The organism is Bacillus sp. JJ783 (assembly GCF_036963225.1).
GTDB classification, from domain to species: Bacteria; Bacillota; Bacilli; order Bacillales; family Bacillaceae_G; genus Bacillus_A; species Bacillus_A cereus_U.
The window spans coordinates 19,320-41,289 of sequence record NZ_JBALMG010000107.1; the positions used below are offsets into that span (position 1 = coordinate 19,320).

Genomic DNA, 21,970 nt, shown 5'->3' on the forward strand with positions numbered 1-21,970 from the left:
CATAAGCTTCTATTTTGATTTTACAAAAGCATCTTTATTTTTCCAGAAATAATCCCACCCTGAAATAACGGTAAAGAATAATGCAATCCATATGAAAATATCTGCAACTGGAATATGAAGTAAATTTAACGGTACATCATGTAATAAGTATGCTGCAATCGCAATAATTTGTGTCCATGTCTTAATTTTCCCTAGCTGATTTGCTGCAACTACTTCCCCTGTCCCAGCAAGTACAAGGCGTAAACCTGTTACTGCAAACTCACGGCTTATAATTACAATAACGATCCAAGCAGGTACATATTGCATCTCTACCAACGTGATAAGTGCTGCAGAAACAAGTAATTTATCTGCTAACGGGTCTAGAAATTTCCCTAAATTCGTTACAAGATTATATTTTCTTGCATAATATCCATCAATCCAATCTGTAGCTGAAGCAATTATAAAGATTAGTGCTCCTACTAAATGTTGAATTGGTAAATTGACATCACCAATTGTATATGAGCCCCAGTTAAAGGGCGCTAGCATAATTACCATAAAAATTGGAATTAAGCAGATTCTAGATATTGTAATTTTATTTGGTAAATTCACAGCTATTCCTCCATCATGTCAAAAACATTTGTTCATTGAAAAAAGTCATCGAAGCGATGACTGTTATTGCGCAGCTTGCCCTATCCCTAGATTTTTAATCAAGAATTTCTGATGAAAATTCTCTTCAGGATTCAACGGGAATGTAACGACTTGGCCATTCAATTTAAATTCAACATTCGGTGCACTTCCTATATTAAGGTTTACCTCTTTCGCTGTTGATAAATCATATTTTTGGGTCTGGCCTGCCTGTAAAGTACCGCTAAAGATATCATTTCCTGCCTCATTTTTAATACCTATATAACTTGCGTCTTTTGTTGTAATTTCCAATTCTAACGCTTTATTATTATGAATTTCCAAAGTAGATGTTATCTTATCGGTTCCAACTAACTTAATTTCATTCTCACCAGTTGGCTGTCCTTTTTGTTCCTCTTTCTTTGGCTCTTCTTTCTTTGGTTCTTCTTTTTTAGGTTCTTCCGCTTTCACTTCATCTTTCTTCGTATCTAGCGGAGAATCTTTTGCTTTTTGAACTTCAATTTTCTCACCTTGAGCATTCGGAACTTGCCTATCATCTTTTCCAGTTAACGCTTGAATAACAAACCAGACTACCACTCCAAATGCGATTACTAACAACACAATCAAAATTTTCGGCATATGATCTGCAATTGGCCATGACGAAGATTTTTGCATTGTTTCTTGTGTTTTTTGTCCAGTTGATACTTGTGGAACTTCACGATTTTCAGATTGTGGTATCGTACTCTGATATTCTACAAGCAGTTCCTCTCCATTTAATCCAACAGCATCTGCATATTGTTTAATGAATGCACGCGCATAAAAAGCTCCTGGCAACACACCATAATTGCCTTCTTCAATCGCTACTAAATGGCGTTTTTGAATTTTTGTAATCTCATGCAGCTGATCAATAGATAAGCCTTTCGCTTCTCTTGCTTCTGTCAGCTTTTGTCCTAATTCCGTCACTACTAACACCTCAATATTTCTTTAAAAGTCGAACATAGAGAAATTATTTTGCGTACCTTGCTCAATTTCATCTACTAAATTATATTGAATTTCTTCATCATAATCATTACGCAATTCGATAATATAATCAAAATCATCCAATGTGTATTCTGACTGACTCACAAACACATCCGGATGTTCCACAACTTTCGTTGCAGGCAATCTCATGATTTCACGAACGAGTTGCCAGTGTCTTTCATTGGCACGCTTTGTCGACACAATTCCATCTAGTATGAAAATATTATCGTCGCTATACTCATCTTCAATCAATTGGCTACGAACAGTTTGCTTAATGAGAGTAGATGATACGAATAACCATCTCTTATTTGCACAAACACTTGCGGCAACAATAGATTCTGTTTTTCCGACACGAGGCATTCCTCGTATCCCAATTAATTTATGACCTTCTTTTTTCATTATCTCCGCCATAAAGTCTACAAGTAATCCTAGTTCATCACGCACAAATCGAAATGTTTTCTTATCATCTGCATCTCGTTGTATGTACCTACCATGTCTAACTGCTAGCTTATCTCTAAGCTTTGGCGGACGATATTTCGTTACCGTTATATTATCCATCGTATTTAAAATTGATTCAAGTCTAGAGATTTGTTCTTGATTATCACACATAAGCAAAAGTCCGCGTCGTGCATTATCTACACCATTAATTGTGACAATATTGATGCCAAGCATACCGATTAACGAAGAAACGTCACCAAGTAAGCCAGGTCGGTTTTTATGTATTTCATATTCAAAATACCATTCAATCATCCAAGATCACTCCCCCACGCTTACTTTACACCTACGTACTATATTATATGATTTCACCTTAATAGGGAAGCTAAATGTATAATCTATTCCTCCTAATTATTATACAAAAAAAGTAGAGAGGAGCTTCTCCTCTCTACTTTTACTTATGTTGTACAAACTTCACCATTAAATTTGCGATTGTATGTTGCTCTTGTTCATCAGCAACTTTCCAAAGCTCAGACAATAATTTTTCTTGATCGTTGCGCGCTTCTACTTCATTTGCTAAATAATCACCAACACGAAATGCCATATCTGATACGGCACCACCATCAAGCCCTTTTCCCCCCGCTTGTTCTAAACGTTCTCCTAAAAAGCTCTTCCACTGATCAAAATTATCTAACACTGACATGTTTAAGCACCTCACTATTGAGTAATAGAATCATGCTTAATTTGTGCATTTTTTTATTTTTTATGTAAGAAATTTTTAGCAATGCCAACCGCCATTGACTCCAATAATTTGCCCCGTAATATAAGAAGCTCCTGGCGAAACAAGGAAAGAGATTGTTTTTGCTACCTCTTCGGGTAGTCCTATTCTACCTAATGGAATATCTTCAGCAATTTCATTTTTATCATCTTCTGAAAATACATTTAACATTTCTGTTTCAATCGCACCTGGCGCTACCGCATTAACGCGCAATCCACTTAAAGAAACTTCTTTCGCTAAAGCCTTCACATATGAATTTTGTGCACCTTTCACCATTGAGTACAGCACCTCACAAGACGCTCCTATTTGCCCCCAAATAGATGAAATAATGACAACATTACCACTTCTCCGCCCGATCATTGGTGGAAGCGCCATCGATAGAAGTCTATATAAACTCTTTACTTGAAGCTCCACCATATAATCTAATTCTTCATTCGTAACATCTGTTACTAATCCAAAGATACTCTTTCCAGCTGCGTATACAATAACATCAATAGGATGTTCGATTTGTCCCCACAATTTCTCCGCTCCATCGATAGAAGCTAAATTTGCTTGCACAGGAATCACTACATCAAATTCCTTTTGTAACTCCTTTACCTTCTCTTCGCTTTTATTGTAATGAATATAGACTGTGTAACCATCCTCAATTAACTGTTTCGAAATAGCAGAGCCAATCCCTCCGCTTCCTCCAGTTACTAATGCATACTTTTTCATAAATTCCCTCTCTTATCTTTTATGTATAAATAAATAATACCCTCATCTTACCATTTGGCAATAACCAAACGTTAGATGAGGGATATAGATACTGCGTTTTTCATTCACATATTACTTCACTTTTTTGGTAACACTTGGCAGACACTCATTTTCTCTTCAATTAATAATGTTTTTGCTGCTTGTTGTAGGTCTTGAACAGTTAATCCTTCTAACACTGTAAGAGCATCAAATAAACTAGATTCATTAAACGCATATCGTGTAAACTGATTTGCAATATATTCAGGTGAATTCAACGATCGTAAAAATCCGCCAATTTTCTTTTTCTTCACCCGTTCCAGCGCAGTCTCATCTAACTGATCATAATTCGTTTGTAGTAAAATACCTTTTAATTGTTCTGCCAATTCATCAGGTTGCTTCGTATCTCCACCAACCATTGCAAAACCGAAGTTATTTTCTTCTGTATAGTCATACGAGAACGAATCATCAATAAGACCTTCATTATATAAAGATTCGTAATGAACTGACCCTTTTCCAAATAAATAATCTAAAAGTAATGTAAGCGCAATTTCTTGTTTTAAAAGGGCTTGCCCTTTTTCTTTTAAATTCGTTGCCTTAATACCAACTAAACATTTTGGAGTTTGGACAGGCATTGAAATAATCTTTTTCTTTTCATTTACTTCTTCTGGTTCCTCTTCAAAAGAGCGAACGATTTCCGGTTGATTTTCGTAATCTTTTTTCGCTTGATTTTCACGAACTAAATCCATTGTTTTTTCAGGATCAATCGCTCCAACAACAAATAATAACATGTTGCTCGGATGGTAAAAAGTCTCATAACATTCATACAGTAGGTCTTTTGTAATTTTACTAATAGACTCAATCGTCCCTGCAATATCAATTTTAATTGGATGTTTCACAAACAAACTATCGATTAACCCAAAGTATAAACGCCAGTCTGGGTTATCTTGGTACATTTGAATTTCTTGACCGATAATACCTTTTTCTTTTTCAACCGTTTTTTCAGAGAAATACGGTTCTTGTACAAAGTCTAACAACGTATTTAAATTGCTTTCTACATTTGATGTACAGGAAAAGAGATAAGCGGTTCTTGTAAAAGATGTAAAAGCGTTCGCTGAAGCACCTTGTTTACTAAACAATTGAAACGCGTCATGGTCCTCTTTTTCAAACAATTTATGCTCAAGGAAATGAGCAATTCCATCTGGTACACGAGTCATGTCTTCTTTTCCAAGCGGAACAAATGTATTATCAACAGAGCCGTACTTCGTCGTAAATGTTGCAAATGTTTTGTTGAAGCCTTGTTTCGGTAAGATATATACGTCTAATCCATTCGGAAGTTTTTCATAATATAGCGTCTCTTTTAATTGCTCATACACAATTTTCTCCATTTATTCTCCCTCCGTTCCATGTAAAAAGTAAATTGTATCTAGTTCAATATTATTAGCAACTTTCACAATCTCTTCTTTCGTCACGCTTTCTATGCCCGTTAGCCATTCTTCAACTGGACGCGTATGCTCTGAGATTACCCCGTGATAAAGCATTTCAACAAAACCACGTGGTGTATCGATTGCCTCTAAGATTTGATTTTGAATTACACTTTTCGTTTGCTGAATCTCTTCCTCTGAAAAATCACCGCTTTGCATTGCTTTCATCTGTTCTTTAATAATTTCAACAGCTTTTTCAAAGTTCTTCGCTTCAATCCCAGACATAACGAAGAGCAAACCTTTATGACTTTCAAATCTCGATGCTGCATAGTACGCTAAACTATTTTTTTCACGGACATTTACGAATAACTTCGAATGAGAAAACCCTCCAAATAATCCGTTAAACAATTGTAATGCAAAATAATCTTCATCTTTATACGTAATGAATGTGCGATAGCCGATATTTAATTTACTTTGCTTTAGTTCTTGTTTTTCAACAATTTCTTTTTCTTCATTATTTCGTTTATGAAGAAGTACATTTCTTTCTTTCCTAGCGCGAGGTGAAATCGAAAAATACTTATTTACAAGCTCCACAGCATCTTCTGAAATGTCACCAATGATATATAAATCCATTTCATCTTCAGCTAACGCTTTTTGATAATATTGATACAAACTTTCATTTGTAATAGAAGCAACACTCTCTTTTTTCCCATTTGCACTTAAGCGATATGGTTCTACTTTGCACATTTCTTCAATTAAACGCTCGTTTGCATAACGCATTTTATCATCATAAGTAGCTTCAATTCGTTGCAAGAGTGCTCGTTTCTCACTTTCTACAATAGAAGATAGAAAACCGTCCCCTTCTGTTGCTGGATTTAAAACAATATCAGATAACATAGAAAGCGCCTTTTCAAATAACGGTGGTGCATCGCGTAAATATGTTTCATTTGCAATGTCTACATAAATAGAGATGATATGGTCTTCCCCTTTTTTACTTACATCTACCGCTAAAGAAGATCCATATAATTCTTCTAAATATTGACGAAGACGAATTACAGAAGGCAGTTTTTCTGTCGCACTTTGCAATACGTACGGCAATAGAGCACGCTCTGTCACCGTCTCCTCATTTAAAGGTGCTTTAAAACGAAATACAAAGGTATTTGTTTTAAATTTATCAGTCGGAATAATATGTACTCGCAAGCCACCTAATTCATGCAGTTGCTGTTCCATTAGTTTCATTAATAGCCCTCCTTTACGTATGTAGGAATATTCCTCTTCAATATACAGTTTTTAGAAATAAAAAATCAACTTTTCTTCCTTATTATGCTTACATTTGAGTCTTTCTAAAAACTTTAATATGTAAGGAACATAGTAAAATTCCGTATTAAATATATTCTATGTAAAAAAGCCCGCACTAATGTGCGAGCTTTTCTTATACTTTCTAAATACTCATCGTTTTCCTTTTTCATAAGGCGTTCCTAATGCTTTCGGAGCTTCAGATCGTCCTACAAAACCAACAAGTGCTAATATTGTAAATACATACGGTAATATCGTTAAGAATACACTTGGAATTTCTTTTAATACAGGAATGGTACCACCTGTTATCCCAAGTGATTGAGCAAATCCGAAGAACAGCGCTGCTCCAAGAGCACCAAGTGGATTCCATTTACCAAAGATCATAGCTGCTAGCGCCAAGAAACCTTGTCCAGTAATTGTAGCACCTGAGAAGTTACCAGAAATCGACATTGCGAAGACCGCACCACCGACTCCTGCAAACATTCCAGATATACAAACTGCAATATAACGCATTTTATATACATTAATCCCCATCGTATCTGCTGCCATTGGATGTTCACCAACAGCACGAAGACGAAGGCCGAACGGCGTTTTATAAATAATGTACCAAACAACAAAAGCTAAAATAATAGCAATATACGATGTTAACGGTACATTTGAGAAAAAGATTTTCCCGATTACCGGAATATCCGAAAGTCCTGGAACATCGATTTTTTCAATTCGGTATTGAATAAAATCAGTCTGTCCTTTACCAAAGATTTTCTTAATCGCAAATACTGTTAAACCAAGGGCCAAAAAGTTAATCGCTACCCCGCTTACTACTTGATCCGCGCGGAATGTAATGGATGCTACTGCGTGAAGAAGTGCAAATAACCCACTACCAATAGCTGCAAATAATAGTGCAATCCAAGGAGTCATTGCTCCCCACGTATCACCCATTAATAACGTTGTAACGATACCAGTAAATGCACCAAATAACATTAAACCTTCTAATGCTATATTTACAACTCCAGAACGTTCACTGAACACTCCACCTAACGCCGTAAAAATAAGTGGCGCTGCCGTATATAACGTACCAGTCACAAGAATGGCTAAAACATCTAAAAAGCTCATTTATTTTCCCTCCTTGCTCATGCGTGTAAGTGCCCAGCGTAAAACATAACTGCAAGCAACAAAGAAAATAATACATGCGATAATAACATTAATTAACTCAGAAGGTACATCTGCTTCAAAATTCATTTGTGGGGCTGCACTTTTCAAACCACCGAACAGTAAAGCCGATAATAATATACCAAATGGATTATTCCCTCCAAGAAGAGCTACCGCAATCCCATCAAATCCAATACCTGTAAACGAAGACATCGCGGTCATGTTTTGGAATGTACCAAGCCCTTCCATAGCACCACCAATCCCTGCAAACGCACCCGCAATCGTCATAGATAGCACAACATTTCGAGAAACTTTCATCCCCGCATACTGAGAAGCATGTTGATTAAATCCAACAGATTTCAATTCGTATCCCAATGTCGTTCTATCCAATAAGAACCACATAATAATCGCAATTAAAATCGCTACGATAATTCCCCAGTGCAAACGAGAACCATCCGTTAAAGAAGATAACCATTCAGAAGATAAAGAAGCACTAGATTTTATGTCATACGATTTCTCATTCGCCTCATGTAAAAAGCGCTTAATTAAATCATACGTCACATAAAGTGCAATATAATTCATCATGATTGTTACGATTACTTCATTTACTTTAAATTTCCCTTTCAAATATCCCGGGATAAATCCCCACAAACCACCAGCTATCGCCGCTACTAAAATTGACAACGGAATATGTAAAATTGCCGGTAATGATACTGCATATCCAAACCAAACAGCAGCAAGCCAACCAACTAATAATTGCCCCTCTACTCCGATGTTAAAAAGACCTGTACGGAATGCAAATGCCACAGAAAGTCCTGCTAACACAAGCGGAATCATCGTACGTAATGTCTCACCAATTGCTTGCGGATTTCCAACCATTCCTTCCCAAAGCGCTGCATACCCAACAATTGGATCATATCCACTAACTAACATTACAATGGCACCAACAAGTAAACCAAAAATAACGGATAATACAGGAACTAAAATGTTAATTGTTCGCTCCGTTAAAAATTTTTTAGCCATTTGTATTCACCTTCTCTTTCTCCGTTCCGCCAGCCATCAACAAACCAAGCTGTTGTTCATTTGTTTCTTTCGCATCGACAATTGCTACAATTTTCCCTTCATATATAACAGCAACTCGATCACTTACATTCAAAATTTCATCCAGTTCTAGCGATAGAAGTAATACTGCTTTCCCATTATCTCTCTGCTCGATTAATTTTTTATGAATAAATTCAATCGCACCTACATCTAAACCACGTGTTGGCTGTGCCGCAATTAATAAATCCGGATTACGATCCACTTCACGTGCGATAATTGCCTTTTGCTGGTTTCCACCAGATAGTGCGCGAGTTAAGGTTTGTTCACTAGGTGTACGTACATCAAACTGTTCAATAAGCTCTTTTGCTTTTTGTGTGATTTTACTAAAGTTTAAAATCCCTTTCTTTGAGAATGGGTTTTTATAGTACGTTTGCAAAACTATATTATCTCTAACAGAAAAATCAAGCACAAGCCCGTGTTTATGACGGTCTTCTGGAATATGACCAATTCCTTCCTCTGTAATTCTTCGAACAGGCCAATTCGTTATTTCTTTTCCTTTAATTGCAATAGAACCTGACTCAACTTTTCGTAAACCAGTAATTGCCTCTATTAATTCACTTTGTCCATTTCCATCAATCCCTGCAATACCAACGATTTCTCCTGCACGAACAGTTAAGTCAAGGCCTTTTACAGCAGGTAATTGGCGTGCATCATGAACGACAAGATTCGCAACAGACAGAACCTCCTCTTTCGGTTTGGCCCCTATTTTTTCTGTTTTAAAATTCACTTGACGTCCGACCATTAATTCTGCAAGTTTATGTTCATCCATTTTCGCAACGTCAACTGTACCAATTCCTTTACCTTTACGAATAATTGTGCAACGATCGCAAACTTCCATAATTTCTTTTAATTTATGTGTAATAAGAATGATAGATTTTCCTTCTTGCACAAGCTTTTTCATAATTTGAATCAACTCATGAATTTCTTGAGGAGTTAACACTGCAGTCGGTTCATCGAATATTAAAATCTCCGCACCACGATAAAGCGTCTTTAATATTTCAACCCTTTGCTGCATCCCAACCGAAATATCTTCAATCTTTGCATTTGGATCAACAGCTAAACCGTACTGTTCAGATAATTGTTTAATTTCTTTTGCAGCCTCTTCAACAGCTATTTTCCCTTTTCTCTTCGGCTCATTTCCAAGAATGATATTCTCTGTAACTGTAAAATTATGAACAAGCATAAAGTGCTGATGGACCATCCCAATTCCAAGGTCATTTGCTATATTCGGATTTGTAATTTTTACAGGGTTTCCTTTAATTTTAATTTCGCCCTGTTCTGGTTGATACAAACCGAACAGTACATTCATCAACGTTGATTTCCCTGCACCATTTTCTCCAAGTAAAGCGTGTATCTCTCCCTGTTTTACTTGCAGCGTAATATCATCATTCGCTACAATGCCTGGGAATACTTTTGTAATATTGTTCATCTCAATTACGTATTCCATTTTGTTCCTCCTTCTAGCAGGGAACACTCCCTAATTACACTCTATTAAAAGTATTTTTATATATACAAAGGTTAGTTCTAAGAACTAACCTTTGCTATTGCTCTATCATTATTTCTTTAGAGCAGCTTCGTATGCTTTATATTCATCATCAGTCGCAGGTACTTTAATTTCACCAGCAGTGATTTTCTTCTCAAACTCTTCTACTTTTGTTAAAATTTCTGGGTTTACTTTTTTCACATTATCAGTTGATTTCGAGATACCAACACCATCATCTTTTAAACCAAACTCTTCTACTTTACCGCCTTTTAACTTACCATCTTTCGCTTCTTGTGCTACTTTTGCAACTGCAATATCAACACGTTTCACCATAGAAGTTAAAGTTACGTTTTCAGGCATACCTTCTTGATTTTGGTCACGGTCAACACCGATTACCCAAACATTTTCACCTTTTTTCTTACGGTTTTTCGCTTCTGTGAATACACCGTTACCAGTTGCACCTGAAGCATGGTAAATTACGTCAACGCCTCCACCGTACATTGCTGAAGCTAATATAGATCCTTTTTCTGGCTTATCAAATGCATCAGCATATTGTGATACGATTTCGATATTTGGGTTTACTGCTTTTGCACCAGCTTTGAAACCTGATTCAAATTTTGTAATTAATGGACTCTTCACGCCACCAACAAATCCAACTTTATTTGATTTTGTTGTCATTGCTGCTACAGCACCAACTAGGAATGAACCTTCATGGTCTTTAAATGTAATACTTGTTACATTCGGTTCTTTCACAACAGTATCTACAATTGCAAATTGCTCTTTCGGATATTGTTTTGCAACCTTTTCAATCGAGTCTTGCATTAAAAATCCAATACCAAACGTTGTATTATAATGATCTTTCGCAAATTTCGTTAAATTCGGAATGTAATCAGCATCTTTACTTGATTGAAGGTAACGATATCCTTCATTTTTCTTTAAATCGTTGTCTTTACCAAATTTCGTTAAACCTTCCCAAGCTGATTGGTTGAATGATTTATCATCAACGCCCCCAACATCTGTAACCATACCAACCTTAAACTCTTTATCCCCTTTTTTGTCACTATCCGCTTTATCCGAGTTACCACATGCACCTAACACTGTACTTGCTGCTAACGTTAACGATAATAAAAGACCTGTTTTTTTCTTCATACTAGAAACCCCTCCTGAAATGTTTTGTCTAATGATTCATACGCTGCTGTCCCTTACTTCTTGCTGTCACCTCCCTAAAAAGGAACTTCCCTACATACGTTTTCTTAATACGTGGAAGCTAAACTTATCAGCTCTAAAGTAATTAATAGAATATAAGATTGGCTCATCATTTTGATCATAGTGCATTTGTTTTAAAACTAGCAGTGCCGTTTCAGGTTCACATTCTAAAATCGGTGAAATTTTCGAGTGATAACCAATCGGTTCAATGTGAGCAACTGCGTATGTGATACGCTTGTGCGTATTATTATGTATTACTGTAAGCAGCGATTCCTCATTGTATCCCGATAAATCTGGTAATATCTCTTTTGCTAGTTTATCAATGCAATATACAACTGGTTCCCCATCCGCTGTACGAACACGTTCAATCATTACTGCGCTAAAACCATCTTCACAATTAAATTTCTCTTTTTCTTCTTCTGTTAAAGTTGTTGTAGATGATGATAAAAAGATTGTTCCTGGTGTTTTCCCCACACTAGAAATCATATCTGTAATACTAGAAAGTTGCTCTATTCCAGAAGAAAATAACGGCTTCGCATTTACAAATGTCCCTACACCATGTCTACGAATAACAACATTTTCTTCTTCTAAAATACGTAGTGCTTCCCTTAAAGTTGCCCTACTTACACCAAGTTCTTTCGCTAGATCAAACTCTGAAGGTAACTTTTGTTTTTCTTTGTAAGCCCCATCTTTAATTTTTCCTTTGATGTGATCAATCACCCGCAAATATAGGTGACGACTATCGGATTTTACTGACATAAGACTCCCCCGCATTTCAATTATTCGACCTCTGATGTAAGACTTCTTTTCTCTTTTTTCAACTTACAACATAGTATAATTACTAAATACTAAAAATAAGCGTAATTATCGAATAAATATTAATAATTTTTCAAGATGAAATTTTCACACTTTATTCCATAAAAAAAACTTTGCACCATAAACATTCCTCATATCGAGAAAAAGTTCGGCACAAAGATTCCTTACATCCTTTGTTACACACTTTTCCCCTCATAGTCTAGCAATTCATGGTTGCCAGGTAGAAACTTATGGACCTTATCTCCAAGATTATATGAGGTAGTGGTTCTTTTCGAAGTAATCTTACCACTTGCTCCCATATGTGTCAACAGAATTCAACATTTTTCTACATTAAATATCGAACGTTTAGAAAATCAAAACGATAAGCATTCGTATTCTAAAGAGCCCTCCGTTATGTAAGCACTTTCTTTTCTGTTGACTATAGTATATAACAAAAACAGCATATAAAAAAGCCTAATTGTAAAAACAATTAGGCTTTTTTTAAGAACTTTTTTCTTGCACATCTTTAATGAGTACTCCCCTTGGTTTACTACCTTCATAAGGACCTACTACACCATTCATTTCCATGGCATCAATTAAACGAGCTGCTCGCGTATATCCTACCCTAAATCTACGTTGTAACATAGAAACAGATGCTGTTTGCATTTCTACTACAAGCTGAACCGCTTCATCGTATAATTCATCTTCTACTTCCTGCTTTGTTTCAGGAACATCTTGCGGAATCATATCCTCTTGATATTGCGCTTTTTGCTGCGCAATAACAGATTCTACGACTCTCTCAACTTCATCATCTGATAAAAACGCCCCCTGTACACGAACAGGTTTCGATGCACCAATTGGTATGAACAACATATCTCCACGACCTAGCAACTTCTCTGCACCACCACCATCAAGAATCGTTCGAGAGTCTATTTGGGAAGATACAGCAAATGCAATACGCGATGGAATATTCGCTTTAATAACACCCGTAATAACATCAACTGACGGACGCTGCGTCGCAATAATTAAATGAATACCAGCAGCACGTGCCATTTGTGCTAAACGCATAATCGCATCTTCTACATCCGAAGAAGCAACCATCATTAAATCAGCTAACTCGTCCACAATCACCACAATATATGGTAATTCAGGTTGTTTCGCTTCCGATTGGCTATTATGTTCTTTAATATAATCGTTATACCCTTCAATGTTACGCGTACCGCTATGCGCAAATAATTCATAACGACGCTCCATTTCACTCACAACTTTCTTCAAAGCCTGTGACGCTTTTTTCGGATCAGTTACAACTGGTGTTAATAAGTGCGGAACACCGTTATATACATTTAACTCTACCATTTTCGGATCAATCATCATCAATTTTACTTCATGCGGTTTCGCACGCATTAAAATACTTACAATAATTCCATTAATACATACACTCTTTCCACTACCAGTCGCACCAGCTACTAATAAATGGGGCATTTTATTTAAACGTGCCAATACAGCCTCTCCTGTAACATCACGTCCAAGACCGATTAATAACTTCTCTTCTGGATGGTTATTCGCCTTTGAATCAAGAACTTCTCTCAGCGTTACCATAGAAACTTCTGAATTCGGAACCTCGATCCCTACAGCTGATTTCCCGGGAATAGGTGCTTCAATACGAATGTCTTTCGCTGCTAAAGCAAGCGCCAAATCATCACTTAAACTAACAATTTTACTTACCTTTACTCCCATATCAGGATACACTTCATACTTCGTAACTGCAGGACCTCTATGTACTTTTGTTACTTTCGCTTTCACACCAAAACTTTGGAATGTACGTTCCAATTTACGAGCATTTTCATAAATTTCCGCATTTTCATTTGTAACTTGCTTATTTTGGGGAAACTTTAATATATCAAGCGAAGGAAGCTTATAATCTTTATTTTCCACATTAGAAAATTGCATAGGAGGTGCTTTCGTTTCACCTTCTAGCGATTCAACGATTTTTTCTCCTCGTTTCTTTTGAAGTTGTTCTTCTGGCGCAGGCGGAACTGCCTCTTCAATAAACGGAGGAGTGATTAACTCATTTTCTTCTATCTGCTTTTCCGTCTCTTCACGTACTGGATAATTCTCAGTAAAATTCGAAATAATTGGTGGACCAATTTCTATTTCTTCTACTGGCTCAATAGCTTCTTCTTGTTCAGCAACACGTTCATGCCTCTTGCTTCTTGTTGTTTTTTTCTTTTCAGTTTGCTCGGCGACCCTTTGAGATTTCCAATCTTTATAATCCCCTTGCATTACTTGAAATTGACTTCTAAGAATTCTCCCTACCGGAGCAAGTACTTCTCCAATATGTTTATTTGTTATACAAAGTATTCCAAGAATAACCAAAATAATTCCAATGATATATGCCCCTACTTCGTCAAATAAGAAGTAGCACGTTGCGAACATCAGTGCACCGAACATACCACCACCTAAATGAACACTATCCGGGCCCTTTTTCATTTCAAGGAAGAAGTAATCTTTTGTACTAACAATTACAGAAGTATTTTGCACAGCTCCATCTTTCGTAAGAAGGTTAAATAATGTAATATGACTAAACATTAATATTGCTAGTACAATTAAATAAACACCTATTAACCGTTTATTTAAAAGGTTTGGCCATCCACGCTTTATTACAAATGCAACAGATAAAGCTATTACACCTAACACACCAATTATGTACCACTCACCAAAGAAGAAGCGAAAAAATAACACAAACGATTTACCTACAACACCTAGCTGTAAAATCGTAATAATTGAAAGTGCAAAAAGAGTCAACCCGACGATTTCATAATACAAAGTTGGCTTTATCGTACGTCTTGCCTTTGCCTTCGTCCCTCTTTGCTTTTGTTTTGCCATTTCTTCACCTCGTGTTCTAAAAATTAAGTACAACTTCCTTATAAAAAAGTTCTACTTATATGTCTTTCTCTCTATTTTTCAGGTCTTTATATCTTCTATTTTTACACTTCTTGTAAAATGTTAAATAAACAGAAGAAAGCAGCCTACTCATGGCTGCTCAACCGGCTTGTTTTGTATATTATACCATAGCTCCTAAACAAAATCCTTCTTTTTGCTAAAAGGTAATTTTCTGTCCAGGCTCAAAATCTAGGTAGTGAGACGGATTCGTACTTAATACACGTACAATAGAGTAACATTGATTATCCTCCTCAGAAACCACTAATTCCACGCCATTTATATTCACAACTTTTTGGCTTTCGCATTGTGAATAATCAGCCGGATACACAAGTTGCTCTGGCATAATTGTATATAAAATCATTGTAGCATTGTCCCCTCTGCACTATTATCCGTGCGTTCATCAATTAATTCGTTTAATTTTCGAAGTGCGCTACCAATACCACCGACATTATCTATAAGACCATACTTCACTGCATCCCCACCTATTACATTCGTCCCAATATCTCGCGTCAAATTTCCTTTTGCAAACATAAGCTCTTTAAAACGATCTTCCGTTACTTTCGAATGCTTTGTCACAAATCGAATGACTCTTTCTTGCATTTTATCCAAATACTCAAATGTTTGCGGCACACCTATAACAAGACCTGTTAAACGAATCGGATGAATTGTCATCGTCGCTGTTTCGGCAATAAATGAATAATTAGTCGAGACCGCAATCGGTACACCGATTGAATGCCCTCCTCCTAAAACAAGAGATACAGTTGGTTTTGAAAGCGAAGCCACCATTTCAGAAATCGCTAACCCAGCTTCAACGTCACCTCCAACTGTATTTAATATTAACAGTAAACCTTCAATTTTCGGATTTTGTTCAATCGCGACAATTTGCGGAATGATGTGTTCATATTTTGTTGTTTTATTTTGTGGTGGCAACTGAATATGACCTTCCACCTGCCCAACAATTGTTAAGCAATGAATACGCGATTCATTCATTTGTGGTACATTCGTCTGTCCAAGTTGCTGAATTTTCTCCACTATAGAAGCCTCTTTTGGAACTTCTTTCGGCTCAGCTTCTTTTTCTTCATTTGTATAACGATCACGTTCTGTCATATCGCATCCCCTTTCACTCGTATATAACTATTATTTCTTAAGTTATAAATTTCATTCGATAGGGTTAAAAAAGAAAAAGATCACCTGTAAAGGTGACCTTCTTTATACTTCCATAATAATCGGTAAAATCATTGGCTTTCTCTTCGTTTCTTCGTACAAGAACTGCCCTAATAATTCACGAATATTTTGTTTCAACATAGACCATTCAATTGTATACTCTTTAATTGATTGTTCAACAATCATACGTACAATATCTGTGGATCGTTCGATTAATGCTTCTGATTCACGAACATATACAAAGCCGCGTGAAATAATTTCTGGACCAGAGATTATTTTCTTTTCATCCTTACCTAGTGTTACAACAACAACTAAAATTCCATCTTGAGATAACATCTTTCTATCTCGAAGAACGATGTTACCGACGTCACCTACACCTAATCCATCAATTAAAACATTGCCAGCTTGCACTTTACCAACTAATTTTGCTTCATCGTCACCAAAAGCAATTACATCACCTTTTTCTACGATAAAGATATTCTCTCTCGTAATACCTACATCTTCCGCTAAATATGCATGTGCTTTTTGCATACGGAACTCACCATGTACGGGTACAAAATACTTTGGCTTCATTAAATTTATCATCAGCTTTAATTCTTCTTGGCTACCGTGACCTGAAACGTGGACTTTTCTTTCACCGTAATAAATAACCTCAGCCCCAGATCTAAATAACAAGTCAATAATTTTTGATACAGATATTTCATTTCCTGGAATTGGAGAAGCTGCAATAATAACAGTATCACCTTTACGAATTGAAATTTGTTTGTGAGCTTGCTTCGCCATTCTAGAAAGTGCTGCCATCGGTTCCCCTTGACTACCAGTCGTTAAAATAGCTACCTTTTTTTCCGGGAAATTGTCTATTTCTTGTAATGAAATAACCATACCTTCTGGAACATCTAAATAACCAAGACGTCTTGCAATATCTACCACTTTTACCATGCTACGTCCTACTACTGCTACCTTCCTTCCAGTTTCAGCAGCTGCATCAAACACTTGTTGAATACGATGTACATTGGAGGCAAATGAAGCAACAATAATACGTCCTTCTGAACTATAGAATACTTTAGAAATCTCTATACCAACTTCTTTTTCCGAACCTGTATAACCAGGACGTTCAGCGTTTGTACTATCAGATAACAAGCAAAGCACACCTTCATTTCCAATTTGCGCCATTTTCCCAATATCTGCTCCACTATTTCCGATTGGAGTTTGATCAAATTTAAAGTCTCCTGTATATACTACAGCACCTTTTGATGTATGGAAACAAACACCCACAGAATCTGGAATACTATGTGTCGTTCCGAAGAATGACACAGTTGTTGAATTAAACTCTACTGTTGAATTCGAGTCAATTGTTTTTAAGTCTACACGGCCTAACATTCCTGCTTCGCCAAGCTTTTCTTGTATAAGTCCTACCGTTAATTTCGTCGCATATACTGGAATAGATAATTTACGAAGCACATAAACAATTCCACCAATATGATCTTCATGACCATGGGTAATAAATAGTCCTTTTACTCGCTCTTGATTTTCTACTAAATATGTAATGTCAGGAATAACAATATCAATCCCAAACATTTCATCTCCCGGGAACATCAATCCTGCATCTACAATAAAGATTTCAGAATCAATTTCAACACAGTACATGTTTTTTCCGATTTCACCTACTCCGCCAAGCGCAAATACTTTAACAGACTCATTCTCTTTTCTCTTCATGTTGTTGCCTGGTTTAAAAATCTTGCAAACACTGATTTCACTAAAATTGCAGAGACACCAGGGGAAACTCTACAACCACCATATATTCACCGTCCAAGACGAATGTCCTTACCGTTATGCGATATCATGTCCTTGTTAATTTTTTAAACCAGGTTTCACCTCTCTTTCATTATATAAATCAAATATCTTATTCGATATGATATGAAAATTTCATTGAATCGTAATTTTTACCAATTTTGCTAAGCATACCCGTACTAAGCTACTTAGCCATATTATACCTGATACAAGAAATAGAACACAAGTTAAATTATGCGAAAGACAAGAGAAGACGCTAAAGTGAGGCTGTAATTTTCGGGGGGGATTTTCATATCATACTCACTATTTTTCCTACGTAATCGGAGTTTAATGGAAAAATATTCATGTAAGTTCTTTACATAAACATGAAACGATATTCACTAAAAAAGTCTTATCTCTGTAATCCGTTTCTAACTAATCCTACACTCTGCCATCGCCTTCTTATTACAGCCTATTAATTATAGCTAATTTTCACCACTTACATATAGTTAGTCAAAATAAAAATGACCTAGTTTCACACTAGGTCATTTTTATTAACGAGGAATAGATTGCATTACAGATTGTAACGTTACTCTTTCTTCTTCCGTTAATGGAAGAAGTGGTAAACGTACAGAACCTACATCTAATCCAACCATTTGTAATGCTGTTTTTACTGGTGTTGGGCTTGGCGCCATAAATAGTGCATCCGTTACTTTTACTAGTAATTGATGTAATTTCTGCGCTTTTTTGAACTCTCCAGCTTGGAATGCAGCAATCATTTCTTGCATTTCATTCCCGATAACATGAGATGCTACAGAAACAATACCTTTTGCTCCAATTGCCATAGCTGGTAATGTTAAACCATCATCACCGCTGTATACTGCAAAGTCGTCCGCTGTTTTTTCAATGATTTCTGTCATTGTTAATACATCGCCGCCTGCATCTTTAATCGCAACAATGTTTTCTATTTTTGATAAACGAACAACTGTATCAACGGAGATTTGTACAATAGATCGTCCTGGAACATTATATAGCATTACCGGAAGCGGAGTGCTTTCAGCGATTGTTTTAAAGTGCTGGTACATTCCTTCTTGACTCGGTTTGTTATAATACGGTGCCACTAGCATAACTGCATCAACACCAACTTCAGTTGCCTTTTTTGTTAAATCAACAGAAGCGTGCGTATTATTGCTACCTGTTCCAGCGATTACGGGCACCCTTTTATCGACAACAGATACAACATGGCGATATAACGCTACTTTTTCTTCTGATGTTAATGTAGGAGATTCTCCAGTCGTTCCTCCTACCACGATTGCTGTTGTACCGTTATCAATTAAATAATTTACCAATTTCGTTGTCTTTGCAAAATCGATATTACCGTTTTTATCAAACGGTGTTACCATCGCGGTTGCAATTGTCCCAAAATCTATCATGATCTCACTCCTTATTGTTCCAGTTGCTTTTCTTTTGAAAGCTCAAATGCACTATGTAATGCATTCACAGCCTCCACTAAATCGGCTTCTTTTACAAGAACCCAAATTGTCGTATGACTATCTGCTGATTGCAGAATTTGAATACCTTTTTCCGCTAAAGCTGTGACAATTTTCGCTGTAACCCCTGGAATACCTGCCATTCCAGCACCAACGATAGAAACCTTCGCACAATGCTCTGTCACAACTGGATCATATCCAAGTTGCTTTAAAACCTCAACTGCACGCGCTGATACACTATCCTTTACTGTGTAAGCTACACCGGTAGGAGAAATGTTAATTAAGTCCACACTAATCCCTTCATTAGCCATTTCTTTAAACACGTGTTGTTGTAAATCATATGCAGTTTTTTTTGCAAGCACTTTAATTTGCGTTACATTTGACACATGGGCAATCCCTGTAACAGGACGTTCTTCTACATCCTGCCCTTTTGTAGCACCATCATATGCCGCAATAAGCGTACCTTCACTATCAGAATACGTAGAACGTACACGAAGTGGTACTTTTGCATGCATCGCAATTTCAACCGCACGCGGATGAACAACTTTCGCACCTTGATAAGCCATGTTACAAATCTCGTTATATGTTACAGTTTGAAGATGACGCGCATCTTTTACGATACGAGGATCCGCAGTCATAACACCTTCAACATCTGTGAAGATATCGATATATTCAGCATGAAGCGCAACACCTAATGCTGAAGCTGAAGTATCACTACCTCCGCGGCCAAGTGTTGTCGTATCTCCATTTTTCGTTTGACCTTGGAATCCAGTAACGACGATAACATCTACATTTGCTAACTCTTCATGTATACGATCGCAATTCATTTCAATAATCTTAGCATTCGTAAAATCACCATTCGTTACAAAACCAGCCTGTGCACCATTTAATGCTGCTGCTTTTATACCATTCTCATTCAACATGTTAGAGAAAACAATTGCTGAGATTAATTCTCCGCATGATAATAATAAATCTTGCTCACGTTTAGAAATATTAGATTCCTCTTGATTTACAAGACTTAATAACGTATCAGTTGCATACGGTTCACCTTTACGGCCCATTGCTGATACGACAGTAACTACTTTATAACCAGCAGCTAACGATTTTTTTATATGGTGAAGCGCATGCTTACGCCCATTGTCATCACGTACTGATGTTCCACCAAATTTTTGAACAATAATTTTCATATTTTGCACCTTCTCTTAGCCGTTTACACTAATTGTAATTTTACTAAGCGCTCTGCAATTTGAACAGAATTCCATGCAGCGCCTTTTAATAAGTTATCAGATACGACCCAAAGATGGAATCCTTTATCATTATTTAAATCTTTACGGATTCTTCCAACGAATACTTCGTTTTTACCTACTGCAGTAGCTGGCATTGGATATAACTGCTCTGCTGGATTATCTTGCAGTACAATACCTTCTGCATTTGCAAGTAAGTTTTTCATTTCTTCTACTGTTACGCCTTCTTTATCTACTTCAATGTACACAGACTCGGAATGACCCGATACAACTGGTAAACGTACACATGTCGCAGCTACTTCTAATTCAGGCATATGCATAATTTTTTTCGTTTCATTAATCATTTTCATTTCTTCAAATGTAAATCCATTATCTTGGAATTTATCAATCTGTGGAATAGCATTAAAAGCGATTTGGAAATGCTTTTCGTCACCTGATACAGGTAAAACATTCGCCTTTACTTCTTCGCCATTTAAGATTGCTTGTGATTGTTCATGAAGTTCTTCAATAGCTGCCGCACCAGCACCTGATACAGCTTGATATGTGGAAACGATTACTCGTTTTAAACCATATTGCTGGCGAACTGGCTCAAGAGCTACTACCATTTGAATTGTAGAACAGTTTGGATTTGCAATAATACCATTATGTTCTTTTAAATCATTTTCATTTACTTCAGGTACAACAAGTGGCACGTTTTCTGTCATACGGAATGCACTTGTATTATCAACAACAATTGCACCGCGCTTTGCTGCTTCTGGCGCTAATTGTTTCGATACAGATCCACCTGCACTAAATAGTGCAATATCTACTCCTTCAAAACTTTCAGGAGTTGCCTCTTGAACTGTAAATTCTTCGCCTTTAAATACAAGTTTCTTACCTGCAGATCGTTTAGATGAAAGTAACGTTAACTTCCCGATTGGAAATTCTCGTTTCTCTAAAGTATTTAACATTTGTTCACCAACTGCGCCGGTTGCTCCAACTACAGCGACATGAAAAGTTTTTTGCTTTTCCATCACTATGCCCCTTTCTAGATACCAATCCTTCTATAACTTAGAATTAGAAGGAGCTTACAATGCCCCTTCTAATCTTAATAACGTTAATTTTATCATATTCTACAGTAAGAATGATGGTTTCATCAAAAATTGTCCGTTTTTTTTCGTTTTTTAATTCATATATCTGAATTTTTCTACAACAACAGGTTGTAATTGTTTTCCTTGTAGCGCTTCTAATACTGTATCTTCAAGTAACTCCATACGAGCTACCATTGAGTTCGGTTTTTTCTCTGGTGCATCTTGGCCGAATGGTACGAAGTAGATGTCTTTTGTAGCCATTAGGCGCATGAG

General features: G+C 36.6%; 19 protein-coding genes, 1 pseudogene and 1 riboswitch. All 20 genes and pseudogenes read right to left on the reverse strand.

Going from position 1 to position 21,970, the window contains the following annotated elements:
- Window positions 1–9 precede the first annotated feature (9 nt).
- Window positions 10–588, reverse strand: coding sequence for a CDP-diacylglycerol--glycerol-3-phosphate 3-phosphatidyltransferase (gene pgsA, locus V7038_RS21380; RefSeq protein ID WP_002111336.1), 579 nt, complete (start codon window positions 586–588; stop codon window positions 10–12).
- A gap of 63 nt (window positions 589–651) precedes the next feature.
- Window positions 652–1,563: a helix-turn-helix domain-containing protein gene (locus V7038_RS21385; protein WP_335695617.1), complete on the reverse strand. Its 912-nt coding sequence runs from the start codon at window positions 1,561–1,563 to the stop codon at window positions 652–654.
- 21 nt (window positions 1,564–1,584) lie between these two features.
- On the reverse strand, window positions 1,585–2,370 hold the full coding sequence (locus tag V7038_RS21390; protein ID WP_000574107.1) for a DUF3388 domain-containing protein: 786 nt from the start codon (window positions 2,368–2,370) through the stop codon (window positions 1,585–1,587).
- A 139-nt stretch (window positions 2,371–2,509) separates the two neighbouring features.
- A complete protein-coding gene (locus V7038_RS21395) occupies window positions 2,510–2,758 on the reverse strand; it encodes a DUF3243 domain-containing protein (protein WP_000114449.1) in 249 nt (82 codons plus the stop codon).
- A gap of 75 nt (window positions 2,759–2,833) precedes the next feature.
- Window positions 2,834–3,547, reverse strand: a complete 714-nt coding sequence (gene ymfI / locus V7038_RS21400) for an elongation factor P 5-aminopentanone reductase (RefSeq protein WP_002111338.1) — start codon at window positions 3,545–3,547, stop codon at window positions 2,834–2,836.
- A gap of 116 nt (window positions 3,548–3,663) precedes the next feature.
- On the reverse strand, window positions 3,664–4,950 hold the full coding sequence (gene yfmH, locus V7038_RS21405; RefSeq protein ID WP_002111339.1) for an EF-P 5-aminopentanol modification-associated protein YfmH: 1,287 nt from the start codon (window positions 4,948–4,950) through the stop codon (window positions 3,664–3,666).
- Complete coding sequence (gene yfmF, locus V7038_RS21410) at window positions 4,951–6,225, reverse strand: EF-P 5-aminopentanol modification-associated protein YfmF (RefSeq protein WP_070139862.1); 1,275 nt, start codon at window positions 6,223–6,225, stop codon at window positions 4,951–4,953.
- Between the two features lie 210 nt (window positions 6,226–6,435).
- Window positions 6,436–7,395, reverse strand: coding sequence for an ABC transporter permease (locus tag V7038_RS21415; RefSeq protein ID WP_002111342.1), 960 nt, complete (start codon window positions 7,393–7,395; stop codon window positions 6,436–6,438).
- Window positions 7,396–8,454 carry an ABC transporter permease gene (locus V7038_RS21420; RefSeq protein ID WP_002111343.1) on the reverse strand — a complete coding sequence of 353 codons (1,059 nt, stop codon included), beginning with the start codon at window positions 8,452–8,454 and terminating at the stop codon, window positions 7,396–7,398.
- The gene (locus tag V7038_RS21425; protein ID WP_002111344.1) at window positions 8,447–9,979 is read right to left on the reverse strand and encodes an ABC transporter ATP-binding protein; all 1,533 of its coding nucleotides are present in this window, start codon (window positions 9,977–9,979) and stop codon (window positions 8,447–8,449) included. The genes V7038_RS21420 and V7038_RS21425 overlap by 8 nt, the downstream gene beginning before the upstream one ends.
- A 108-nt stretch (window positions 9,980–10,087) precedes the next feature.
- Window positions 10,088–11,164: a BMP family lipoprotein gene (locus V7038_RS21430; protein WP_002111345.1), complete on the reverse strand. Its 1,077-nt coding sequence runs from the start codon at window positions 11,162–11,164 to the stop codon at window positions 10,088–10,090.
- A 90-nt stretch (window positions 11,165–11,254) separates the two neighbouring features.
- Window positions 11,255–11,980: a GntR family transcriptional regulator gene (locus tag V7038_RS21435; protein ID WP_002111346.1), complete on the reverse strand. Its 726-nt coding sequence runs from the start codon at window positions 11,978–11,980 to the stop codon at window positions 11,255–11,257.
- 232 nt (window positions 11,981–12,212) lie between these two features.
- Window positions 12,213–12,314, reverse strand: a riboswitch (purine riboswitch).
- A gap of 203 nt (window positions 12,315–12,517) precedes the next feature.
- On the reverse strand, window positions 12,518–14,902 hold the full coding sequence (locus V7038_RS21440; protein WP_002199550.1) for a DNA translocase FtsK: 2,385 nt from the start codon (window positions 14,900–14,902) through the stop codon (window positions 12,518–12,520).
- Window positions 14,903–15,116: 214 nt separating this feature from the next.
- Entirely contained in the window at window positions 15,117–15,320 is a 204-nt protein-coding gene (locus V7038_RS21445) for a YlzJ-like family protein (protein WP_002111349.1), read from the reverse strand.
- The gene (tepA, locus tag V7038_RS21450) at window positions 15,317–16,066 is read right to left on the reverse strand and encodes a translocation-enhancing protein TepA (RefSeq protein ID WP_002111350.1); all 750 of its coding nucleotides are present in this window, start codon (window positions 16,064–16,066) and stop codon (window positions 15,317–15,319) included. Before tepA ends, V7038_RS21445 begins: the two co-directional genes overlap by 4 nt.
- Window positions 16,067–16,168: 102 nt before the next feature.
- Window positions 16,169–17,839 carry a ribonuclease J gene (locus tag V7038_RS21455; RefSeq protein WP_002199548.1) on the reverse strand — a complete coding sequence of 557 codons (1,671 nt, stop codon included), beginning with the start codon at window positions 17,837–17,839 and terminating at the stop codon, window positions 16,169–16,171.
- Window positions 17,840–18,447: 608 nt separating this feature from the next.
- Window positions 18,448–19,326, reverse strand: a complete 879-nt coding sequence (dapA, locus tag V7038_RS21460) for a 4-hydroxy-tetrahydrodipicolinate synthase (RefSeq protein ID WP_070128928.1) — start codon at window positions 19,324–19,326, stop codon at window positions 18,448–18,450.
- An 11-nt stretch (window positions 19,327–19,337) separates the two neighbouring features.
- The gene (gene dapG, locus V7038_RS21465) at window positions 19,338–20,570 is read right to left on the reverse strand and encodes an aspartate kinase (protein WP_002111353.1); all 1,233 of its coding nucleotides are present in this window, start codon (window positions 20,568–20,570) and stop codon (window positions 19,338–19,340) included.
- 23 nt (window positions 20,571–20,593) lie between these two features.
- On the reverse strand, window positions 20,594–21,640 hold the full coding sequence (gene asd / locus V7038_RS21470; RefSeq protein ID WP_002014577.1) for an aspartate-semialdehyde dehydrogenase: 1,047 nt from the start codon (window positions 21,638–21,640) through the stop codon (window positions 20,594–20,596).
- Window positions 21,641–21,790: 150 nt separating this feature from the next.
- Window positions 21,791–21,970: pseudogene (spoVFB, locus tag V7038_RS21475) on the reverse strand (dipicolinate synthase subunit B); the annotation flags it as partial.